Genomic DNA, 18429 nt, shown 5'->3' on the forward strand with positions numbered 1-18429 from the left:
TAACCTCTTTCTTCATAGTTTTACGATGGCCAATTAGCTGCCATAAAATAAGCATTCATAGTATGTACAATAGCTATCTAATAAGTATACGTCGTACCCATTTCATGTTATTATAGCTATGAGGTGAGAATCATGTTAGATACGGATGAAAAAAAAGTTTCAATTTCTGTCAAAACTAGTCCAGCAGATAAAAAAAAAGCTGCTGAAATCTTTGATAGTTTAGGTCTCAATCTTTCAACGGCAATTAATATTTTTATTAAAAAAAGTATTGCTGAAGGTGGCTTACCATTTGAGGTTAAGGATCCATTTTATAGTGAAGCCAATCAGGCAGAACTTAATCGCCGTTTCAAAAAAATAACTAACAGTCAGAATGTTCATCCCCATCAACTTTTGGACAATGAGGAACAATAAAGTATGTCAATTGAATTTCTAGATGAGGCTTGGAATGAATATATTGCTTGGCAAAGTGAAGATCGAAAAACTTTAAGGCGAATCAATAATCTGATTAAATCTATTCAAAGAGATGGTGTAGAATTGGGTTTTGGGAAACCAGAGCGTTTGAAATATCAAGATGGCTGGTCAAGAAGAATTAACAGTAAGGATCGCTTAGTTTATACAATTAACAATAATCATTTAGTTATTGTAGCCTGCAAAAATCATTATAAATAATGGTCACTTTAATTAAGTATGCTTTCAAAAACACTTGAATCCAACGTTATTAAGGAATATAATTCAAGCATTCTGGTCAGAATGAATTTACCTAAAGGTGGAAATTAACATGTCAAAAATAAAGTCCTACTCTTCTTCATTAGTCGTGGCAATTATTTTTTCAATTTTAAGTTTGTATGTTTATCTAAATGGCGGAAGCACTGCCAATACATGGTTTGAACTAACTAATAATGCTAATGGAACAAATGTTAACACTGGTTCTTCATTTTTGTTACTTTTTCTAATTGTTAGTCTGGTAGCTTGGATCAGCACTGGAGTTACCTATTTTAAACATAAAAAGAACTGAACTTAGTTACAAGCTATTGTTTTCAAAAAACAAAACACCCCCTAATACATAAATTATTAGCGGGTGTTTTAATGTTTCACACCTAACATCAATGGTTCTGTGCTTTTTAGAGACTTTCTTGTCTCCACCAATATAGTGTGGCAGAAACACTTTATTCATCATATTAAAAGAAAAAAATCGACCCAGAATTCTATTAGTTCGAGAGTTTCGGGTCGATTTTCTATTGGTTTTTTAGTTATTCACCTGCACACATCGGATTCATTACTAGCCACAAACTAATCAGTAAAATTCAACTTTTTCACCCTCATACGGGAAATATGGTTTTAAGTGTCTAAAGTCATTCAAATATTCACTGGCTTTCCCGTTACTGCCAAAAAGTAATATTTTTTCTTTCAAAATATCTTTTTGAATTTGATTTGCTTGCTTAAGCATAATCCATGGTTCATAATCTGTCGGTTTTTCTATAACAGTATCCTTAATCGCATGAAAATATGGTAACTTGATATCTGTTGAAATATTTACTTTTGCAATTCCATTTTCAATTGCCTCTTTGATTTTTTGATCAGGATTTTTAGACCCGCCATGTAAAACCAGTGGAATTTTTAAAGCTCGATTGATTTCTTTTAAGATATCAATTCTTATTTCATTTTTACCACTAGGATATGGTCCATGAACGGTTCCAATCGAAACCGCCAAAAAATCAACTTCTGTTTGCTCAATAAATTCTTTAGCACTATTAGGATCCGTATAAATCCTGCCCATGTTGCTGCTGTCATTAGCAAATCGATTACCAATACTACCTAATTCTGCTTCAACTGCGATCCCCAATCGATGACAAATATCGACTACTTCGGACGTTGCAGCAACATTTTTAGCAAATTCTTCAGCTGATGTATCAATCATAACTGAGTTTAACTGATCTTTGTTAGAACGTAACACATCATTAAGATCACGACCATGGTCTAAATGAACTGCAATTGGAACATTGGAAACTTTGGCTGCCTCTAGTACATATTTAATAATTTTGCTTCCCATTAGTTCATATTCAAGGGGATAAATTTGAATAATCACTGGTGATTGTAAGTTCTCAGCAACAGTAATAATATTTTTCACAAATTCACTGTTTCCCGCATTAAATGCTCCAATAGCAAAATGCTCCTGATAGGCACGATCTAGTAAATATTTTGAAGACACGAGAACCATGATTAATTCCTCCTACCAAATTAAATCCTTTATTCCAATTAAAACAATGATTAAACCACCTATTACATAGAGGAAATCAATTTTCTTTTCTGCATTTTTTCGTTTAACCAAGAAACTTGACATTAATAGAAGTACTCCAATTACAATTTCTAAGATACCTGAACTTAGCATACGGCATCGTCCTATCTGTACTGAATTTATTTACCGAAGATGTTTAAACCGTAGCCCAAAATCCCAACTGCAAATAAGGCAAAAATCAACACAATTGGATTTACTTTTTTTCTTAATAAATACATCATTAATAATGTCAATCCCAAAGCTAATAAACCTGGACAGAGTTCATCTAAAATATTTTGTACAGTTGTAACTGTTGTCTTACCATTTGCAGTTGTTTTGGAAACAACTACTGGCACATTTATAGTCGTCCACTTTGTAACCAAAACACCCATGATAAAGAGTCCCATGACTGTCGCACCTTCAGAAAGCTTCTGCAATAAATTTCCTGATAAATCCTGTAAAACACCCAATCCTTTTTCCAAGCCAATCTTTAAACCATACCATTTAAAACCTAATCTAACTGTATTGAATGCTAGAAAGAAAATAATTGGTCCAAGCCATGAACCTTTTAAAGCCATTGTTGCTCCCAAGGCCGCTAATATCGGTCTTAGCGTGCCCCACATTATTGGATCACCAACTCCACAAAGTGGTCCCATTAAGCCAATCTTAAAACTATTAATTGTACCCTCATCAATATCTTCACCATTTGCCCTTGCTTGTTCCAAAGCCATTGTTACACCAACAACTGGCCCACAAACAGCGGGAGTAACATTAAAAAAGGTTAAATGTCTCTTTAAAGCTGCCGCTCGTTCTTCCTTTGTCTTATATACCCGCCTAATTGTCGGAATCATATCTACACAGAACGCAAGCGCATGAATTCTTTCAAAGTTAAATGAAGCCTGCTGAAAATTCTCGAAAATAAATGTCTGAAAAAAATCTTTTTTAGTTATTTTTTTGCTAGTTGTATCCTTATCCATTGTGCATCCCTCCCTTGATTAATCATCTAATTCATCGTCTGGAATTTCTCCCGAGCTTCCTTGACTAACGGCCTGATTAGCAGCAGTTGCATGATTTTGACTATACTTTGGATTCAACTCAACATAAATTATAGCTAATACTAATCCGACAACCCCAAAGGCCAATAAACTCAACTTCAAATATCCACCTAAAACAAAACCTAAGTAGAAAAATGGCATTAAATATTTGATATACATCATATTCAAGATCATTGCATACCCAACCGCTACAATAAAACCACCTGCAACTTCTAAGCCACCGGTTACAACTTGTGGCAAGGCGTTTAACATGTTTTGAACCATTTGTGGGCTAACAAACGCTGCAACAATCGTTGTTGGAATTGAAACACGCAACGCTTGAACAGCTAAGGCTGAAAAATGCAACCACTCAATTAACCGTAAATCAGCATTTTCTGCAGCTTTATCCGCAGCATGTTGAAAAGCAACCGTAATTGTTCTTGCAATAACCGTTAAGACTTGACCAGCAGCAGCCACTGGTAAAGCAATCGCGATTCCTTTATCGATACTTTGACCACCAACAATTACTAAAATTGTTGAAATTGTGCTTGCTAAAGCTGAATCAGGCGATTGGGCTGCCCCAATATTCATCCACCCCAAGGCAATTAATTCTAGGGTGCCTCCCAAAATCAAACCTTTTGTTGGATCACCCAGAATGATTCCCATCACTGAACAAGCAATCAAAGGTCGATGTGTTTGAAATTCGTCTAAGACACTTCCAGCTCCAGTAATCGACGACCAGATAAATACTAAAACAATTTGTAAAGCAGACATTAAAGCCACCTCCTAATTTTTGAACTTATCATCAATCAATTTCAGAATATTCTGTTTTGAATCTGTTTTTACAACTCTTAAGTCTAATTCAACTCCTAAATCAGCTAATTCTCGAAATGCTTTAACATCTTGGTTAGTTACTGAAATTGATTTAGAAATTTGCGTTTTTCCATCTTCAAAACGCATACCACCAATATTAATTGATTTTAGTGGCACACCAGCCTTCACCAGTTCAAGTACCTCAGTGGGATTCGTAAATAAGTAGAAAACAGTTGTTTGTTCATATTTCGGATTATTGTATACTAAAACTGCTTTCTTAACATCAACAATGTTAACCTTGGTTCCCGGGGGTGCTGCTTGTTTCAATAGTGTTTTGCGAACAGTATCATTTGAAACCTCCTCGCTAACAACAATAATTCTTTCGGCATTCGCCTCTTTTGACCAAACCGTCGTTACCTGTCCATGAATTAAACGGTCATCAATTCTTGCTAATTTGATAATCATTATAAATCATCCTCCTCCAGATCTTTTTTAGATATAACACTGAAAGCTTTTGTGTAGTTCTGATAATTCTGCATGACTGTTGTTACAACTTGTTCAACTGTTGCTGATTGTATTAGTGGAACAATTTCTAAACAAATTGGCAGTGACATTCCTGCAATAACATCTGTGACCTTTCCACTAATTGCTAAGGTTGCAGCTGCATTATATGGTGTTCCTGAGAATAAGTCTGTTACTACCAAAACTTGATCATCCTCAAATCCAGCTATTTGTTTTTCCAACTTAACTTTTAAATCCGCTAATCCTTCTTTAGGACTAAACGTTAACGTATATATATCTGGTGCTTCACCATAAATCATTTCAATGGCTTGTTTCATTGAAACTGCTGTGTTTGCATGTCCAACTAAAATAACTTTCAAAAAAATTCCTCCTTAATTATTAAGAGACATTGCAGAATTTATCCGCGGGTTTTACCTCCAGCAACATTGATTGTTACGCCTGTAATGTAACTAGAACGATCTGATAATAGATAACTAACCAAATCAGCAACCTCAGATAATTTTCCACTACGTCCTAAAGGAATTGTTGATGTATTACTATAACCCGCCCGCAACTGTTCAACTGTTTTATTTCTTGAATATGCCAAAGCTTCTTCATAAGCTAGTGTCCGCAAACCAGTTGCTTCCATAATTCCTGGGGCAACACCTACAACTCTAATATTATAGTGACCTAACTCCTTAGACCATGAACGAGTAAAACCATTTATCGCCCCCTTTGTTGCTGAGTAAACACTTTGACCCTCTGATCCTTCCAAGCCAGCTTCAGAGGACATATTAACAATGACTCCTCTTTTTTGTTTAACTAGGATACGTGCAACTGCCTGAGACATCAAAAACATGCTTTGAACATTTACAGCAAACATTTTTTGAAAATCATTAAGACCTAACTCAAATTTACTAGCTGTCTGCTTAGAATCAACCAACAACCGAGGTAAATTGATACCAGCATTATTAACTAAACCATCAATTTTTCCAAAACGTTCAAGTGCCTTTTCAATAACATGATCAACCATTTCCTTGTCAGTTAAATTAGTCTGAACATCCAACAATTGTTCACTTTTTAATTTGGATGAGTTCAAGTCAGCATTAACAACTTTAGCTCCTTGACTGAGTAGCTCAGTTACAATCGCATTACCAATTCCTGACGATCCTCCAGTTACAATAAAAACTTTATCTTTTATATCCATCCAATCTGTCATAAGATATTCTCCTCACATTAGTTAATGTTTGAGATTGCTAACGCTTACAAATGGATTATATCAAATAAATATCAAGAAAAGTAAATTTTCTATTTCTTTCACATATGTGAAAATGGTATAATAAAGAAAATATATTTAAGGAGAATTAAAATGAATGATAAGAAAAACACCTCTAAATATTTATCCCAACTAATAGCAGTTTCTAAAATGTATTACGAAAAAAATATGACTCAACAGCAAATAAGCGAAACAATTCACATGCATCGTACCGAAATCAGCCGTCTCTTAAAGGAAGCTCGAAAACTCGGAATTGTAAAATTTACAATCAACGATGGAATGCAAGATATTAGTACTTTGGAACACTTCTTTATTGAAAAATTCAATCTAAAGGATGCACTGATCGTCCCCACCAATGTCTATGAACAAAATGTACTTGAAAGTTTGGGAACTATTTCTGCAAAATACTTGGAAAAATTATTTCATTCAAATATGACAATTGGACTTTCTTGGGGAAAAACTGTTGCTGGCACCGTTAAAAAAGTTTCTTCCGAGCATCATTTAAAAAATACGACAGTCATTCCACTAATTGCTGGTCCGCTGGGAAAATTGCCGAATGACTACCATGCTAATACAATCGTCATCAAACTTTCACAAAAGTTGTCGGCAAATAAATCAACACTAGAAGCTCCAGCGATTGTCAGCTCTAAAGAAGTTATGCAAGAATTGCTCAATAATCCCAATAACCAATCAGTGGTTCAAAAATGGAATAAACTCGATGTAGCGATTGTAGGAATCGGAAGTGACTTAATTACTAATCAATCGCGCTGGAAAGCTTTTTATAAAGATACTAGTTTTGAAAATGAATTCAAAACTAGTGGTGGCGTTGGCGATATTTTGTCCCAACCTTTTGATTATGACGGAAGAATTGTCGATTTTTCTGCGAATATCATTTCTTTAAAGTTATCAGATTTAATGAACGTTCCTAACACTATTGCCATCGCTGAAGGAAATCTAAAAATCAAATCAATCATCGGTGCTTTAAGGACAGGAATAATCAATACTTTAATTACAACTGATTTAACTGCCATTAAGATCAAAGAAGAGTTGGAAAAATCACAAATGTGATAAATCATGATTTTGTCCTTGTTTTTGTAGCGATAAACAAATTCTCATGTTAGTATCATTTGTGAGATGTGCTAAACGCTTACAAAAAAACTTGGAGGTGCATAAATTGGTTAAAACAACAGCTTTGCGACTTTATGGAAAAAAGGATCTAAAAATTGATCGATTTGAATTACCAGAAATTTCAGATGACGAGATTTTAGCTACAGTGGTATCAGATACAATGTGTATGTCTTCTTGGAAGCTTGCTCAAGAAGCTGAAGATCATAAAAAAACTCCTGATGAATTGTCCGATAATCCAATTATGATTGGTCACGAATTCGCTGGAAAAATTATTCAAGTTGGAAAAAATTGGCAAGATAAATTCACTGCTGGAGATGATTATGTCATTCAGCCTAATCTTGCTCGTGATGATACTCCATTTGTTCCAGGATACTCTTATCCAAATATTGGTGGAGATGCTACTTACGTAATTATCCCTAAAGAAGTTATGGAATTAAACTGTTTAGTAGCTTTTCATGGTGCCGCTTATTATGAAGGATCCTTATGTGAACCACTAAGTTGTGTCATAGCCGCATTTGATGCCCAATTTCATCTAATCCCTCACACCTACGATCATAAAATGGGTATTAAAGAGGGGGGCAATTTACTCATGCTAGGTGGAACTGGCCCGATGGGATTGCTAGCGATTGATTATGCAATTCACGCTGATACAAAACCCAAAACCTTAGTCGTAACCGATCTTAATCAAGAAAAGTTAGATTACGCTAAAAGACTTTATCCTTCTGATGAAGTAAAAATGGTCTTTTTAAATGTTAATAATCTATCAATCTCCGAACAAAAAGAATTGTTGCTCAAAGCCGTAGACAATACTGGTTACGATGATATTTTCTCAATGATTAGTGTAGCTCCACTTGTTGAACTGGCTGGACAAATTCTAAATCCAGATGGCTGCTTGAATCAATTTGCTGGTCCGGTGAAAAAAGACTTTGCGGCTAGCCTAAATTTTTATGATGTTCATTATAATTTCACTCATGTTACTGGGACTTCTGGCGGTAATGCTCAAAATGAAGCTCAGGCAGCTGAGATGATTGCAAGAGGCACCATGAATGTTGCAAAAGTTATTACCCACGTTCTTGGCCTAAATGCTGCGGCTGAAACTACTTTAAGCCAACCAGAAATTGGTGGTGGAAAAAAATTAACTTATCCAGGGAAAAAATTTGATAGAATTGAATTGGCCAAAGTAGCTCCAGATTCAGAACTCGGGAAAATTCTAGCTAAGCATAATGGGTTATGGTCTCCAGAAGCTGAAAAGTGGATTTTAGAAACCATGCCTGATATCTAATGAATAACTGAAACATAGTCCATACTAATTCAAACTACTAATAATCGACTTTCATAAAAATGACCAGTTAATCTTGAAATACTTTAAGATCAACTGGTCATTTTACTTTATTTTTTGAATTATCACTGAGTTTAGTTAACATTTTGCTAATCCATACCACACAAAAATTATTGCTTTAATTAATATTACCAAACGACATAAAGAAACGACCTATCCTCATAGATTACCTACTTTTAACCATTCCATAAATTAGATTAACTCAAATATCAATCTGACCAAAGTTAGCCAAAAAGTATAACCTTAGTGACTCACTTTCAGCAATGCTTTTTTTAAATAGTAACATTCTTTTTGTACTATAAATTAAAATTTTAGTTTTTAAAAAAACAGCCCCTACAACAAAAAGGCCTGCAATAAGAGAACCTTCAGACTTCCACCAGCGCACCTAAAATGTCAGCTTAACTGAATCATTTAACAATTTCGTGCCATTCTCCGGTAACTGTGACATTCCCCTCGATCTTAAAATTACAATTTTGAGCAGTCTCGGTTGTAAAGAGCCGACCACTTAAAACAGATCGACCTTGATTTACAAAAACTTCAAACGAGGTGTGATCAAGCCAGACTTCCAACTCTAAGACTTTGCCGTCTGAGCTGTATTGCAATTTTCGATGCGTATCACGCTCCGTTTTTGCTCCCTCAACTAGAGGGAAAACCGCTTGCCGATCAACTTCCAAGGCATGCTTTCTTAAATCAACTTTAATCACCAGGCCGGGATTGTTTGCTTGTGCTCTGACGTTCCACTGAATGTGACCAGTGCCCTTGAATGTGACTTGAAAATGACTAGCTGTTGTCGCTTTAAAGCTAGGTGAATGTTCGATATCAATGACGTGTGCTGTTCCAAACAAGCTAGTTAATTCTCGAACTAGTTTTTGGTAAAGCTCCCCATCTTTTATTGACAATTCGCGTGGCAAACTTAAACAGCCACCCCAACCAAGCTTATCAGTTGGCAGCGGAGTTTTACTTGGTCCCATCCAACTAATGATAATTGTCCGACCGGCCGCCTGAACAATTTGAGAAGCATAACATTCAAAACCTTGATCAACCAAAGCGAGCTTAGGTTGCTTTAGTTTCCATTCAGAACCATCACCAGACCACTTTGGTCCAATTACAAATGCATTAGGGAAAAGTGTATGATATTCTAAATCTTTTTGGGTTGCTCCTTGTGGACAAAAGATCAAAACTTGTGAACCATCAAGTTCAAAAAAGTTAGGACACTCCCACATATAGCCAATATCATGGTCAAATGGTTGCAAAACTTCTTTAACTTGCCATGCTTTTAAGTCAGCCGAAGCTTCATAGATTATCGCCCGACCAGCTTTATCTTTGGTTTGCGTTCCAATAATTGCATAGGTTTTTCCAGCGTGTTGCCAGACTTTAGGGTCCCGAAAATTCATTGTATAACCAGCAGGTGGCTGCATAATTGCTGGGATTGCAGCCTTTTTAATTACTTTTCCATCCATAGTAGCCCGTATCTGATATGCTTCACGTTCATTTTCTTGGTTGCGGACATTGCCGGTATAAAAAAATTCTAGTTGCCCCTGATTTACCCAAGCACTGCCAGAATACGCCCCATGACTGTCAAACTTTGTATCCGGATCGATTGTCATTGGCAAGCTTTTCCAGTGAACCAGATCTTTGGACGTTAATCCACGCCAATAAACCATTTTATTTTTGGTCCTTCTAGGAATCCATTGGTGAAACAAATACCATTCTCCCTGAAAAAAGCTAAAGCCATTTGGATCGCCTAAAAAACCAATTGGTGCTTCAATATGAAATACTTGCCGTAAACTACGCTGGGTTGCTATTTGCTTTATTTTTTCATCCCACAGCTCTTTTTCAGTCACAGTTAGGTCGCGCAATAAATGATTGTCTAGCGTCATCGATCAAGCCCTCCTGTGATTGAATCATGTCGTCTCAACCAAAGATCGGCCAATTCTACCCATTTAGAACAAGCAGCATCTTCATCGGCACTGGTTTTAGCCGCAATGTCATTTGCTAGACCCATACCATGTTTGCCTGAACCAAAGAAATGGCTTTCGCACTCAACACCTAACTTCGTTAATTTCGTTACCCATGCCAATGAATCTTCAACTGAGGTAACCTCATCTTGCAAAGACTGCCACAAAAAAGTTGGCGGAACATTTGCATTTACTTGCTGAACTAAATTCAACTCAGCTTTTTGCGCTTGAGTTGGTTGTTGGCAGCCATAAATTGCAGAATTTAAATAAGGCAGCTGCTCCATAATGCTGGCATTTTTTTGCCCGTGGCGAATCACATCTCCTAATTCACCAGTCAACATCGGATAAGCTAATAACAAGCCTTGCAATTTTATACAGTCACTGACATCAATTCCAATCCTCGCCAGATATTGATGATTATTCCAATGAACGGCATACGATGCCGCGAGATGTCCACCCGCAGAAAATCCGAGTAAAAATAAGCGTGTAAGATCAATCTTATATTCCGCAGACAATTCCTTTAGCACTTTTAAGGCTTGAACTAGTTCCCTTAATTGGCGTGGATAATGTGATTTTGCATCAGTTTTTGGTTTGGCACTTTTTAAATCAACTCGTTCTAAAAAATACGTGCTATAGTTCAACAAAACGACATTATAGCCGCGAGCCAAGAAAGTTAACGCAATCGGTTCGCTCTCTTTTTTTGCTCTAAACAAGTAAGAACCCCCGGGACAAACAATCAAAGTTGGATGATCTTTAAATACCTGATAAGAAATTTTTCGATCTAACATGTATAAAGTTAAAGATGCCCGGTCATTCAAACGTCGAGTAACTTCTAGCATAATTTTTCTTCCTCTCCTTATTGCCGTTACTTATTGTTAATCTCCAGTAACTTGTTTCCGGCAGTCACCTGCTCATTTGAAACTGCATACTTCTTTAGATGTTGTTGCTCATTTTGATTCGTAACAATGATTAAAACTACTGGATCGTAACCTTTTGCTTTAATCTGCTCAACATCAAAACTAATCAAATCCTGCCCTGCTGTAACTTTTTGATTATCCTTCACATGTGATGTGAAGCCTTCACCATTTAAATTAACGGTATCAAGCCCAATATGAATTAGAACTTCAACCCCACCATCTGACAGCAAGCCAATTGCATGGAGAGTTGGAAATACCTTGACAACTTTTCCAGAAAAAGGAGCTTTGACAACATTTGAGCTTGGGTCAACTGCCACAGTAGCTCCCATCGCTTCCGAACTGAATACCGAATCATTAATGTCTTTAACTGGAACAACTGCACCTGCAACAGGACTGGTAATAACTGTATCAACATTTGTCGTCTTAAAGTCTTCCTCGGATGAACCTTTTTGTTCCGCTTTTCCTGATGCTAACTCGGGTTCTTCCCCAAATCCAAAAATCCAATGCAAGGCAGCTGTTCCGAAAAAGGCGACTGCAGCTGACAAAGCATATCCCCAAATTGGGTTAAAAGTTGGGATTGTAAAAATTCCGCCGGCTAATTGGGTCGCTTTAACTTGTAACACGCCAGCTATAACACCAGAAATAGCACTCATCGCAATTGCATAGGCAAATGAACGCTTATATCTAAAGAAAATACCATAAATGATCGGTTCGGTTACGCCAGAAAGAAGTCCCGGAATTAAACCAGAAGCCGCAATTTCTTTTAATTGAGCATTTTTAGTTTTGAATAAAACACCTAAACCAGCTCCAGATGCCGCCCAGACACTGCCCAGCGCAATGGCTAAGATTGGATCACTGCCATTGGTAGCGATATTAGACAAAATGATTGGAATAATTGCCCAGTGCAAGCCGAAGACCACGATTGGAATCCAAAAGCCGCCGATCAGTAACCCAGCCAACCATTGTCATAATTGATAAAAAGGCTTTAATCAGGCCAGAACCACAAAAAACTGGAATCCACGGGGTAAAACTGCCGGATAAGATGTCAAATACTTTGGCGACTATTCCGGTATTTTGATCGGGCTTCTCTTCATTAGTTGCACTATCAGAATCAAAATCAAATTTGCCAGCTTTCATAACATCATCATAAACATCACCAACATTAGGTCCAATCACCTAACTGGCCCGAAGCATTGACCACCTGCAAAACGTTTAAACTTTTCAATGCATCCAGATCGGCTTTAGCAGGATCCTGTAAACGAAAACGTAATCTGGTAGCGCAGTGAGTTAAGTAGTTAACGTTCTCACGACCACCAACATTTTGAATAATATCTTGTGCTAACTTTTCATTTTTCATAGCATAAGCTTCCATCTTTTATAAGGAACCGGTTCCCTATAAATGGATTAATCTATTTGACTTGCTTTGTCAACGCTTTCTCCAGTAACAATTGAATATGGCATGACAATTCTTTTTTCAGTTTGCTTGTGCTGCAAAATATTGATCATCATATCGCCCGCTCGATAACCAGTTTCAAAAAAATGAAGATCAACAGTCATCAGTCGTGGATGTAATAATTGACCAATTGGATAACCGCCAAATCCGGTAAGCGCAACATCTTGGGGTACCTTGAGTCCCTGTTCTTGAGCTGCGGTAAGAACTCCAAAAGCAATATTATCAGTCGCACAAACTACCAGGTCAGGCCAGCCGGAAGCAAATGAATTTAAAGCAATTTCTTTAGCCGCTTCAGCATTAAAACTAGTTTCGTAATAAGTCACCTTACATTCTGAAACTGCCTTTAACGCTTTTTTTAAGCCAAGCTTGCGGTCTCGACCAACTGCATGATCAGTTTCGGAAACTCCAAAATATGCTATTTGCTGATACTTGGTTTTTAGAACTCTTTTAGCCAGTTCAAAGGCGGCCGCTTGATTGTCATTAAGCAAGTTATAAGTCATTTCACATTCTTGACCAACAACTAATACTGGAACTTCGATTTGCTTAATTACTCGTAAATGCTCCGGTGTTATTTGAGTCGCCAATAAAACAATGCCGTCAACTTTTTGGTGAGCCAAGTTAATCATACTTTGAATTTCACGCTCTTGGCTCCCATTGGTATTGGCAATTAATAATTGGTATTTTGCTTCTTGTAGTTTTTGATCCAATCCACGCAATACTTGGGATTAACGAACTTGAATCCAAACGAGCAATCACTGTTCCGATAATAAAAGTTTGCTTGGCTTTTAAACTGCGTGCGAAAGCATTTGGCGTGTAATGCTGCTCATGGATAATTCGATCAATTTTAGCTCTCGTCTTATCGCTGACATATCCCCCATTTAAATAGCGTGATACCGTACTTTTTGCAACATTAGCAAGTTTCGCAATATCTTCAATTGTTGCCATTAAATAATTCTCCCTGAATTTAAGTAATTACATTTTTTCAGATGCAATCTGGTAAATAAAAACTAGCTACTTTTACATAGCTAGTTTTAATTTAACGAAATATCTAAATAAATTCAATCAGTGGTAATGACACTGATTCCAATCACTTTCAGCTGATTCACTGAACCTAAAACCCACAGTCTACGCTAGAGATTATTAGCTCAACCTAATTACTTATCTTCAATCTGCCCCATAAATTCATGCAGCGCATCTTCCCACTTAGGAAACTTGAAACCAGTCTCCTTGGCCAAATGCATCACTGAGTAATGCGGGCGAAAAGCCGCCGTCGGATATTCGTCTGATGACACCGGCAAGACCTTGACCGGCTGATCTTTTAAGATCTCTTGGGCAAATTCATACCATGAGCATTGACCATCATTACTGCATTGGTAAACCCCATAAGCGATTTGATGCTCTACCAAATAGGTTAAAAATTCTGCCAGTGTCCGCGTCCAAGTTGGGCGGCCAACCTGATCAGCCACTACGGTTAATTGATCATGTGTTTTTGCCAGATTAAGCATTGTGTAGACAAAGTTATGCCCCCACTGTCCATAAACCCAAGCTGTCCGGACAATGTAGTATTTAGTACAATACTTTTGAACTGCTTGTTCGCCTAATAGCTTAGTCCGGCCGTATTCATTCCGGGGACCTTTAGGATCATCTGGTAAATACTCTCCACTAGTGCGGGTGCCATCAAAAACATAATCGGTGCTGACATAAATCAATAATGCATCATACTTGGCACAAGCTTGCGCGATAATCTTTGTACCAACTGCATTAACCAATTCATCAACTTTTTGGCCTTCGCCCTCTGCTTTATCAACTGCGGTATAAGCCGCACAATGATAAACAACTTCTGGTCGATGAGCTGCAAAATAACTCTCTACTTGTTCAGCATTAGTAATATCCAATTCCTTAACATCTGCGGCTTGATAAGCTACCTGACGTTCATCAAACAAATGCTGTAATTCTTGTCCCAACTGACCATTGCCGCCGGTAATTAAAATTTTCACGTTATTTTCCTCCATTTTGCTTTACTAATAAAAAGCAACCGGTCTGCTGATCAACAACAGCTCCGCTTGCCCCAAAATATCTTTATTTCAAAGCGGCACGTTCTTTTAATGGACGCCACCAAGCTTCATTATTCCGATACCAATCAACCGTTTCTTTGATGCCGCGTTCAAAAGTATATTCTGGTTTCCAACCCAATTCAGTTTCAATCTTGGTTGGATCAATTGCGTAACGGCGATCATGACCTAAACGATCTTTAACATATTCAATTTCATTTTCACTCAAACCTAATTGGTCAATAATCAAGTGAACAATTTCGTTATTCGTATGTTCATTATGGCCGCCAACATTGTATACTTCACCCGGCTGACCCTGATGCAAGACTAAGTCAATTGCTTTGCAATGATCAGAAACATGCAGCCAGTCGCGAATATTCTTGCCATCACCGTAAATTGGTAACTTCTTGCCATCCATGCCATTTGAAGTCATCAACGGAATCAACTTCTCAGGAAATTGATAAGGTCCATAGTTATTGGAACAGCGAGTAATATTAACATTCATACCATAAGTCTCAAAGTAAGCCCGCACTAATAAATCAGCTGAAGCTTTGCTGGCTGAATACGGTGAATTTGGTGCCAAGGAAGTGGTTTCTTTGAAGTAGCCCTCCTGACCCAAAGTACCATAAACTTCATCGGTTGAAACTTGCAAGTATTTGCCAACCCTTAGTTTTTTGGCAGTATCCAACAAGGCTAAAGTACCTTGAACATTAGTTTCAACAAAGACCTCTGGATGCAAAATTGAACGGTCAACATGGCTTTCAGCCGCAAAGTTGATAATCGCATCAATCTGATACTGCTTAATCAAATAAGCTACTAATTCCCGATTGACAATGTTGCCTTGAACAAAAGTATGGCGCGGATTATCTTTTAAATCATCTAAGTTATGAATATTGCCGGCATAAGTCAATAAGTCCAAATCAACAATCTGCAAATCAGCGTATTTATCCAGCATGTAATGGACAAAGTTGCTACCGATAAAACCAGCACCACCAGTGACTAATAAATTCATTACATTTCCTCCCCATAAACAAAGTTCAAGTCAGCATCTTTCAAGTTTGGATGATGCTTGTCTTTTTCAGATAAGATTAAATGATCCAATGGCATTGGCCACTTAATCCCAATCTCAGGATCATCAAACGCAATTCCGCCATCAGCTTCTGGAGCATAGTAGCCATCAACTTTGTAGGCAACGTTAACATTCGGGGTCAAGGTTACAAAGCCATGGGCAAAACCCTTAGGAACCAGTAATTGACGATGATTATATTCACTAAGCAGGTAGCCTTCCCACTTACCATAAGTCGGTGAGCCCTTGCGAATATCAACCAAGACATCATAGATCACTCCAGTAACAGCCCGTAATAACTTAGTCTGTGAATGCGGTGCTAATTGATAGTGCATGCCCCGTAGCACACCAGGTTCAACTGATAATGACTGATTGTCCTGAATAAAATCAATGTCAATTCCTGCTTCATGGAACTTGTTTTTAGTATAAGTCTCGGTAAAAAAGCCACGATGATCACCAAAAACATCAGTTTCGACAATTCTTACATCTTGTAAATTAGTTGAGATAACTTTCAATTTTGCCACTCCTTATTAATTTTGCTTTGCTAACCGAATCAAGTACTGACCGTAGTCATTTTTCTTCATTGACTGTGCAAGTTCCAATAACCGTTCTCTATTAATATACCCCATTCGGAAAGCAATTTCTTCTAAACAAGCAACTTTTAAATTTTGCCGCTTCTGAATCGTAGCAATAAAACTAGCAGCTTCCAACATTGAATCATGTGTTCCAGTATCTAACCAGGCATAACCACGGCCCATCAACTTAACATTTAAATCACCGTTAGCCAAATAAATCTTATTCAGATCGGTAATCTCTAATTCACCGCGAGCTGATGGTTCAAGATTAGCAGCATAGTCGACTACCCGATTATCATAAAAATAAAGTCCGGTAACCGCATAATTGCTTTTAGGATGAGCCGGTTTTTCTTCTAATGAAACGGCCTGCATCTGCTGATCAAATTCAACTACTCCAAAACGTTCTGGATCGTTAACATGATAACCAAAAACAGTTGCGCCACTAGTTAGCTTAGCTGCATCTTGCAGCATCTCAGCCATGCCACTGCCATAATAGATGTTGTCACCTAAAATTAAACAAACTGAATCATTGCCGATAAATTCACGACCGACAATAAAAGCTTCGGCCAATCCATTCGGCTTTGCTTGAACAGCGTAACTTAAATTGATGCCAAAGTCAGAACCATCACCCAATAACTGTTCAAACATTGGTGTATATTCTGGGGTTGAAATCACTAAAATATCTTGAATTCCCGCTAACATTAATGTTGATAACGGATAATAAATCATCGGTTTATCATAAACCGGAATCAATTGTTTTGAAATACCGCGGGTAATCGGATAAAGACGCGTTCCACTACCACCGGCTAAAATTATGCCTTTCATTATTTTCTCCTTTAATTTTGATATAAACATACATTTTCATCATAAATGTATGTGACAAAATTGTAAATCAAAAAAATTAATCCAATTCTTTTTCAACCGTTACTAAAGCTGCACCAATCACTTGATCCATATTATAGTAACGATATTGTCCTAATCGACCACCGAAAATGATATTATCGGCTTTTGTATCGGCCAACTCTTTGTATTTTTTGTATAAAGCATTATTAGCAGAGTTATTGACTGGATAATACGGTTCATCCCCACGATGCCAAGTTTTAGGATACTCACGGGTAATAATTGTTTTGTTCTTATCGCCTTTACCAAACTCAAAATGTTTGTGCTCAATAATTCGAGTAAAAGGCGTTTTAGCATCAGTATAATTCACGACTGCATTTCCTTGAAAATTATCTTGGTCAAGTTCTTCGGTTTCAAACTTCAAACTACGATACTCAAGCTCACCATAACAGTAATCAAAATACTGATCAATCATCCCTGTAAACACTACTTTATCATAATTTTTAAGATACTCATCCTGATTGTTAAAGAAGTCGATGCCAGTCTCAACCGTGATTAAATCACTACTCAGCATCTTCTCAACAATTTGAGTATAACCGCCAATCGGAATTCCTTGATAAGGATCATTAAAATAGTTATTATCATAGGTCAAACGCACCGGCAGGCGACGAATGATAAACGCTGGTAAATCTTTAGCTGAGCGCCCCCACTGTTTTTCAGTATAGCCTTTAATTAGTTTTTGATAAATATCAGTACCAACCAGTGAAATGGCTTGTTCTTCTAGATTTTCTGGTTTTTTCCCCTGTAAAACAGCTCGCTGTTCATCAATTTTAGCCAAAGCTTCTTGCGGTGTAACTACTCCCCAAAGTTTATTGAAAGTATTCATGTTAAATGGTAAGTTATAAATTTCACCAAGATAGTTTGCAACGGGTGTATTGGTATACCGATTAAAGTCAGCAAACTGATGAACATAATTCCAAATCTTTTTATTAGCTGTATGAAAGATATGTGCTCCATATTGATGAACTTGAATTCCGGCAACTTCCTTAGTGTAAATATTACCGGCAATATGATTTCTTTTTTCAATTACCTTTACTTGATTGCCGCGTTTAGCCGCTTCATAGGCAAAAGTCGCTCCGAATAAGCCAGCTCCTACTATTAAGTAATTTGTCATTTTATATCTCCATTCAAACTTATTCTAAA

Annotated in this window: 24 protein-coding genes; 5 read left to right on the plus strand and 19 right to left on the minus strand. The window is 37.2% G+C overall.

Features of this window, described 5'->3' with window-relative positions:
* Positions 1 to 132: 132 nt before the first annotated feature.
* The 3 genes from G6O73_RS05195 (at position 133) to G6O73_RS05205 (ending at position 1015) form a co-directional block, all read left to right on the plus strand.
* The gene (locus tag G6O73_RS05195) at positions 133 to 411 is read left to right on the plus strand and encodes a type II toxin-antitoxin system RelB/DinJ family antitoxin (RefSeq protein WP_057886696.1); all 279 of its coding nucleotides are present in this window, start codon (positions 133 to 135) and stop codon (positions 409 to 411) included.
* Positions 412 to 414: 3 nt separating this feature from the next.
* The gene (locus G6O73_RS05200) at positions 415 to 669 is read left to right on the plus strand and encodes a Txe/YoeB family addiction module toxin (RefSeq protein WP_057886697.1); all 255 of its coding nucleotides are present in this window, start codon (positions 415 to 417) and stop codon (positions 667 to 669) included.
* A 109-nt stretch (positions 670 to 778) separates the two neighbouring features.
* Positions 779 to 1015: a hypothetical protein gene (locus G6O73_RS05205; protein ID WP_148126588.1), complete on the plus strand. Its 237-nt coding sequence runs from the start codon at positions 779 to 781 to the stop codon at positions 1013 to 1015.
* 279 nt (positions 1016 to 1294) lie between these two features.
* Here G6O73_RS05205 and G6O73_RS05210 read toward each other — a convergent pair whose 3' ends face one another.
* The 7 genes from G6O73_RS05210 to G6O73_RS05240 are packed head-to-tail and all read right to left on the minus strand — an operon-like array spanning position 1295 to position 5842.
* Complete coding sequence (locus G6O73_RS05210; RefSeq protein ID WP_057886698.1) at positions 1295 to 2218, minus strand: class II fructose-bisphosphate aldolase; 924 nt, start codon at positions 2216 to 2218, stop codon at positions 1295 to 1297.
* 12 nt (positions 2219 to 2230) lie between these two features.
* A complete protein-coding gene (locus G6O73_RS05215) occupies positions 2231 to 2389 on the minus strand; it encodes a hypothetical protein (protein ID WP_157056713.1) in 159 nt (52 codons plus the stop codon).
* Between the two features lie 26 nt (positions 2390 to 2415).
* Complete coding sequence (locus G6O73_RS05220; RefSeq protein ID WP_057886699.1) at positions 2416 to 3252, minus strand: PTS system mannose/fructose/sorbose family transporter subunit IID; 837 nt, start codon at positions 3250 to 3252, stop codon at positions 2416 to 2418.
* An 18-nt stretch (positions 3253 to 3270) separates the two neighbouring features.
* The gene (locus tag G6O73_RS05225) at positions 3271 to 4083 is read right to left on the minus strand and encodes a PTS mannose/fructose/sorbose transporter subunit IIC (protein ID WP_057886700.1); all 813 of its coding nucleotides are present in this window, start codon (positions 4081 to 4083) and stop codon (positions 3271 to 3273) included.
* 12 nt (positions 4084 to 4095) lie between these two features.
* Positions 4096 to 4587 carry a mannose/fructose/sorbose PTS transporter subunit IIB gene (locus tag G6O73_RS05230; protein WP_057886701.1) on the minus strand — a complete coding sequence of 164 codons (492 nt, stop codon included), beginning with the start codon at positions 4585 to 4587 and terminating at the stop codon, positions 4096 to 4098.
* Positions 4587 to 5003 (minus strand): PTS sugar transporter subunit IIA, encoded by a 417-nt coding sequence (locus tag G6O73_RS05235; RefSeq protein WP_057886702.1) that lies wholly within the window; start codon positions 5001 to 5003, stop codon positions 4587 to 4589. Before G6O73_RS05235 ends, G6O73_RS05230 begins: the two co-directional genes overlap by 1 nt.
* Positions 5004 to 5041: 38 nt before the next feature.
* Positions 5042 to 5842: an SDR family oxidoreductase gene (locus tag G6O73_RS05240; protein ID WP_057886703.1), complete on the minus strand. Its 801-nt coding sequence runs from the start codon at positions 5840 to 5842 to the stop codon at positions 5042 to 5044.
* 150 nt (positions 5843 to 5992) lie between these two features.
* Between G6O73_RS05240 and G6O73_RS05245 the strand changes: the two genes are divergently transcribed.
* A complete protein-coding gene (locus G6O73_RS05245) occupies positions 5993 to 6967 on the plus strand; it encodes a sugar-binding transcriptional regulator (protein ID WP_057886704.1) in 975 nt (324 codons plus the stop codon).
* A gap of 106 nt (positions 6968 to 7073) precedes the next feature.
* On the plus strand, positions 7074 to 8309 hold the full coding sequence (locus tag G6O73_RS05250; protein WP_057886705.1) for a zinc-binding dehydrogenase: 1236 nt from the start codon (positions 7074 to 7076) through the stop codon (positions 8307 to 8309).
* 464 nt (positions 8310 to 8773) lie between these two features.
* Here the strand turns inward: G6O73_RS05250 and G6O73_RS05255 are convergent, their stop codons facing one another.
* From G6O73_RS05255 to glf, 12 genes are all read right to left on the minus strand, one after another.
* Positions 8774 to 10246, minus strand: a complete 1473-nt coding sequence (locus G6O73_RS05255; RefSeq protein ID WP_057886707.1) for a sucrose-6-phosphate hydrolase — start codon at positions 10244 to 10246, stop codon at positions 8774 to 8776.
* Positions 10243 to 11163, minus strand: a complete 921-nt coding sequence (locus tag G6O73_RS05260; protein ID WP_057886708.1) for an alpha/beta hydrolase — start codon at positions 11161 to 11163, stop codon at positions 10243 to 10245. Before G6O73_RS05260 ends, G6O73_RS05255 begins: the two co-directional genes overlap by 4 nt.
* A 26-nt stretch (positions 11164 to 11189) precedes the next feature.
* Positions 11190 to 12149: a glucose PTS transporter subunit IIA gene (locus tag G6O73_RS05265; protein WP_057886709.1), complete on the minus strand. Its 960-nt coding sequence runs from the start codon at positions 12147 to 12149 to the stop codon at positions 11190 to 11192.
* Positions 12115 to 12417 (minus strand): hypothetical protein, encoded by a 303-nt coding sequence (locus tag G6O73_RS05270; protein WP_057886710.1) that lies wholly within the window; start codon positions 12415 to 12417, stop codon positions 12115 to 12117. Before G6O73_RS05270 ends, G6O73_RS05265 begins: the two co-directional genes overlap by 35 nt.
* Positions 12404 to 12598: a PTS sugar transporter subunit IIB gene (locus G6O73_RS05275; RefSeq protein ID WP_057886711.1), complete on the minus strand. Its 195-nt coding sequence runs from the start codon at positions 12596 to 12598 to the stop codon at positions 12404 to 12406. Before G6O73_RS05275 ends, G6O73_RS05270 begins: the two co-directional genes overlap by 14 nt.
* A 47-nt stretch (positions 12599 to 12645) precedes the next feature.
* Positions 12646 to 13401: a trehalose repressor gene (locus tag G6O73_RS05280; RefSeq protein WP_162254614.1), complete on the minus strand. Its 756-nt coding sequence runs from the start codon at positions 13399 to 13401 to the stop codon at positions 12646 to 12648.
* Positions 13331 to 13639 (minus strand): helix-turn-helix domain-containing protein, encoded by a 309-nt coding sequence (locus tag G6O73_RS05285; RefSeq protein WP_057886713.1) that lies wholly within the window; start codon positions 13637 to 13639, stop codon positions 13331 to 13333. The genes G6O73_RS05280 and G6O73_RS05285 overlap by 71 nt, the downstream gene beginning before the upstream one ends.
* Positions 13640 to 13848: 209 nt before the next feature.
* Positions 13849 to 14691: a dTDP-4-dehydrorhamnose reductase gene (gene rfbD, locus G6O73_RS05290; RefSeq protein WP_057886714.1), complete on the minus strand. Its 843-nt coding sequence runs from the start codon at positions 14689 to 14691 to the stop codon at positions 13849 to 13851.
* 82 nt (positions 14692 to 14773) lie between these two features.
* A complete protein-coding gene (gene rfbB, locus G6O73_RS05295; RefSeq protein ID WP_057886715.1) occupies positions 14774 to 15757 on the minus strand; it encodes a dTDP-glucose 4,6-dehydratase in 984 nt (327 codons plus the stop codon).
* Entirely contained in the window at positions 15757 to 16326 is a 570-nt protein-coding gene (gene rfbC, locus G6O73_RS05300) for a dTDP-4-dehydrorhamnose 3,5-epimerase (RefSeq protein ID WP_057886716.1), read from the minus strand. The genes rfbB and rfbC overlap by 1 nt, the downstream gene beginning before the upstream one ends.
* A 15-nt stretch (positions 16327 to 16341) precedes the next feature.
* Positions 16342 to 17211: a glucose-1-phosphate thymidylyltransferase RfbA gene (gene rfbA / locus G6O73_RS05305; RefSeq protein ID WP_057886717.1), complete on the minus strand. Its 870-nt coding sequence runs from the start codon at positions 17209 to 17211 to the stop codon at positions 16342 to 16344.
* A 76-nt stretch (positions 17212 to 17287) separates the two neighbouring features.
* Positions 17288 to 18400 (minus strand): UDP-galactopyranose mutase, encoded by a 1113-nt coding sequence (gene glf / locus G6O73_RS05310; RefSeq protein ID WP_219935220.1) that lies wholly within the window; start codon positions 18398 to 18400, stop codon positions 17288 to 17290.
* Positions 18401 to 18429: the final 29 nt, after the last annotated feature.

It is taken from the genome of Liquorilactobacillus nagelii DSM 13675 (assembly GCF_019444005.1).
Lineage (GTDB): Bacteria > Bacillota > Bacilli > Lactobacillales > Lactobacillaceae > Liquorilactobacillus > Liquorilactobacillus nagelii.

Bases quoted from the DNA above. Each gene is read 5' to 3' on its own strand.
- G6O73_RS05195 (WP_057886696.1), top strand. From the start codon at position 133: ATGTTAGATACGGATGAAAAAAAAGTTTCAATTTCTGTCAAAACTAGT.
- G6O73_RS05200 (WP_057886697.1), top strand. From the start codon at position 415: ATGTCAATTGAATTTCTAGATGAGGCTTGGAATGAATATATTGCTTGG.
- G6O73_RS05205 (WP_148126588.1), top strand. From the start codon at position 779: ATGTCAAAAATAAAGTCCTACTCTTCTTCATTAGTCGTGGCAATTATT.
- G6O73_RS05210 (WP_057886698.1), bottom strand. From the start codon at position 2,218: ATGGTTCTCGTGTCTTCAAAATATTTACTAGATCGTGCCTATCAGGAG.
- G6O73_RS05215 (WP_157056713.1), bottom strand. From the start codon at position 2,389: ATGCTAAGTTCAGGTATCTTAGAAATTGTAATTGGAGTACTTCTATTA.
- G6O73_RS05220 (WP_057886699.1), bottom strand. From the start codon at position 3,252: ATGGATAAGGATACAACTAGCAAAAAAATAACTAAAAAAGATTTTTTT.
- G6O73_RS05225 (WP_057886700.1), bottom strand. From the start codon at position 4,083: ATGTCTGCTTTACAAATTGTTTTAGTATTTATCTGGTCGTCGATTACT.
- G6O73_RS05230 (WP_057886701.1), bottom strand. From the start codon at position 4,587: ATGATTATCAAATTAGCAAGAATTGATGACCGTTTAATTCATGGACAG.
- G6O73_RS05240 (WP_057886703.1), bottom strand. From the start codon at position 5,842: ATGACAGATTGGATGGATATAAAAGATAAAGTTTTTATTGTAACTGGA.
- G6O73_RS05245 (WP_057886704.1), top strand. From the start codon at position 5,993: ATGAATGATAAGAAAAACACCTCTAAATATTTATCCCAACTAATAGCA.
- G6O73_RS05255 (WP_057886707.1), bottom strand. From the start codon at position 10,246: ATGACGCTAGACAATCATTTATTGCGCGACCTAACTGTGACTGAAAAA.
- G6O73_RS05260 (WP_057886708.1), bottom strand. From the start codon at position 11,163: ATGCTAGAAGTTACTCGACGTTTGAATGACCGGGCATCTTTAACTTTA.
- G6O73_RS05275 (WP_057886711.1), bottom strand. From the start codon at position 12,598: ATGAAAAATGAAAAGTTAGCACAAGATATTATTCAAAATGTTGGTGGT.
- G6O73_RS05285 (WP_057886713.1), bottom strand. From the start codon at position 13,639: ATGGCAACAATTGAAGATATTGCGAAACTTGCTAATGTTGCAAAAAGT.
- rfbB (WP_057886715.1), bottom strand. From the start codon at position 15,757: ATGAATTTATTAGTCACTGGTGGTGCTGGTTTTATCGGTAGCAACTTT.
- rfbA (WP_057886717.1), bottom strand. From the start codon at position 17,211: ATGAAAGGCATAATTTTAGCCGGTGGTAGTGGAACGCGTCTTTATCCG.
- glf (WP_219935220.1), bottom strand. From the start codon at position 18,400: ATGACAAATTACTTAATAGTAGGAGCTGGCTTATTCGGAGCGACTTTT.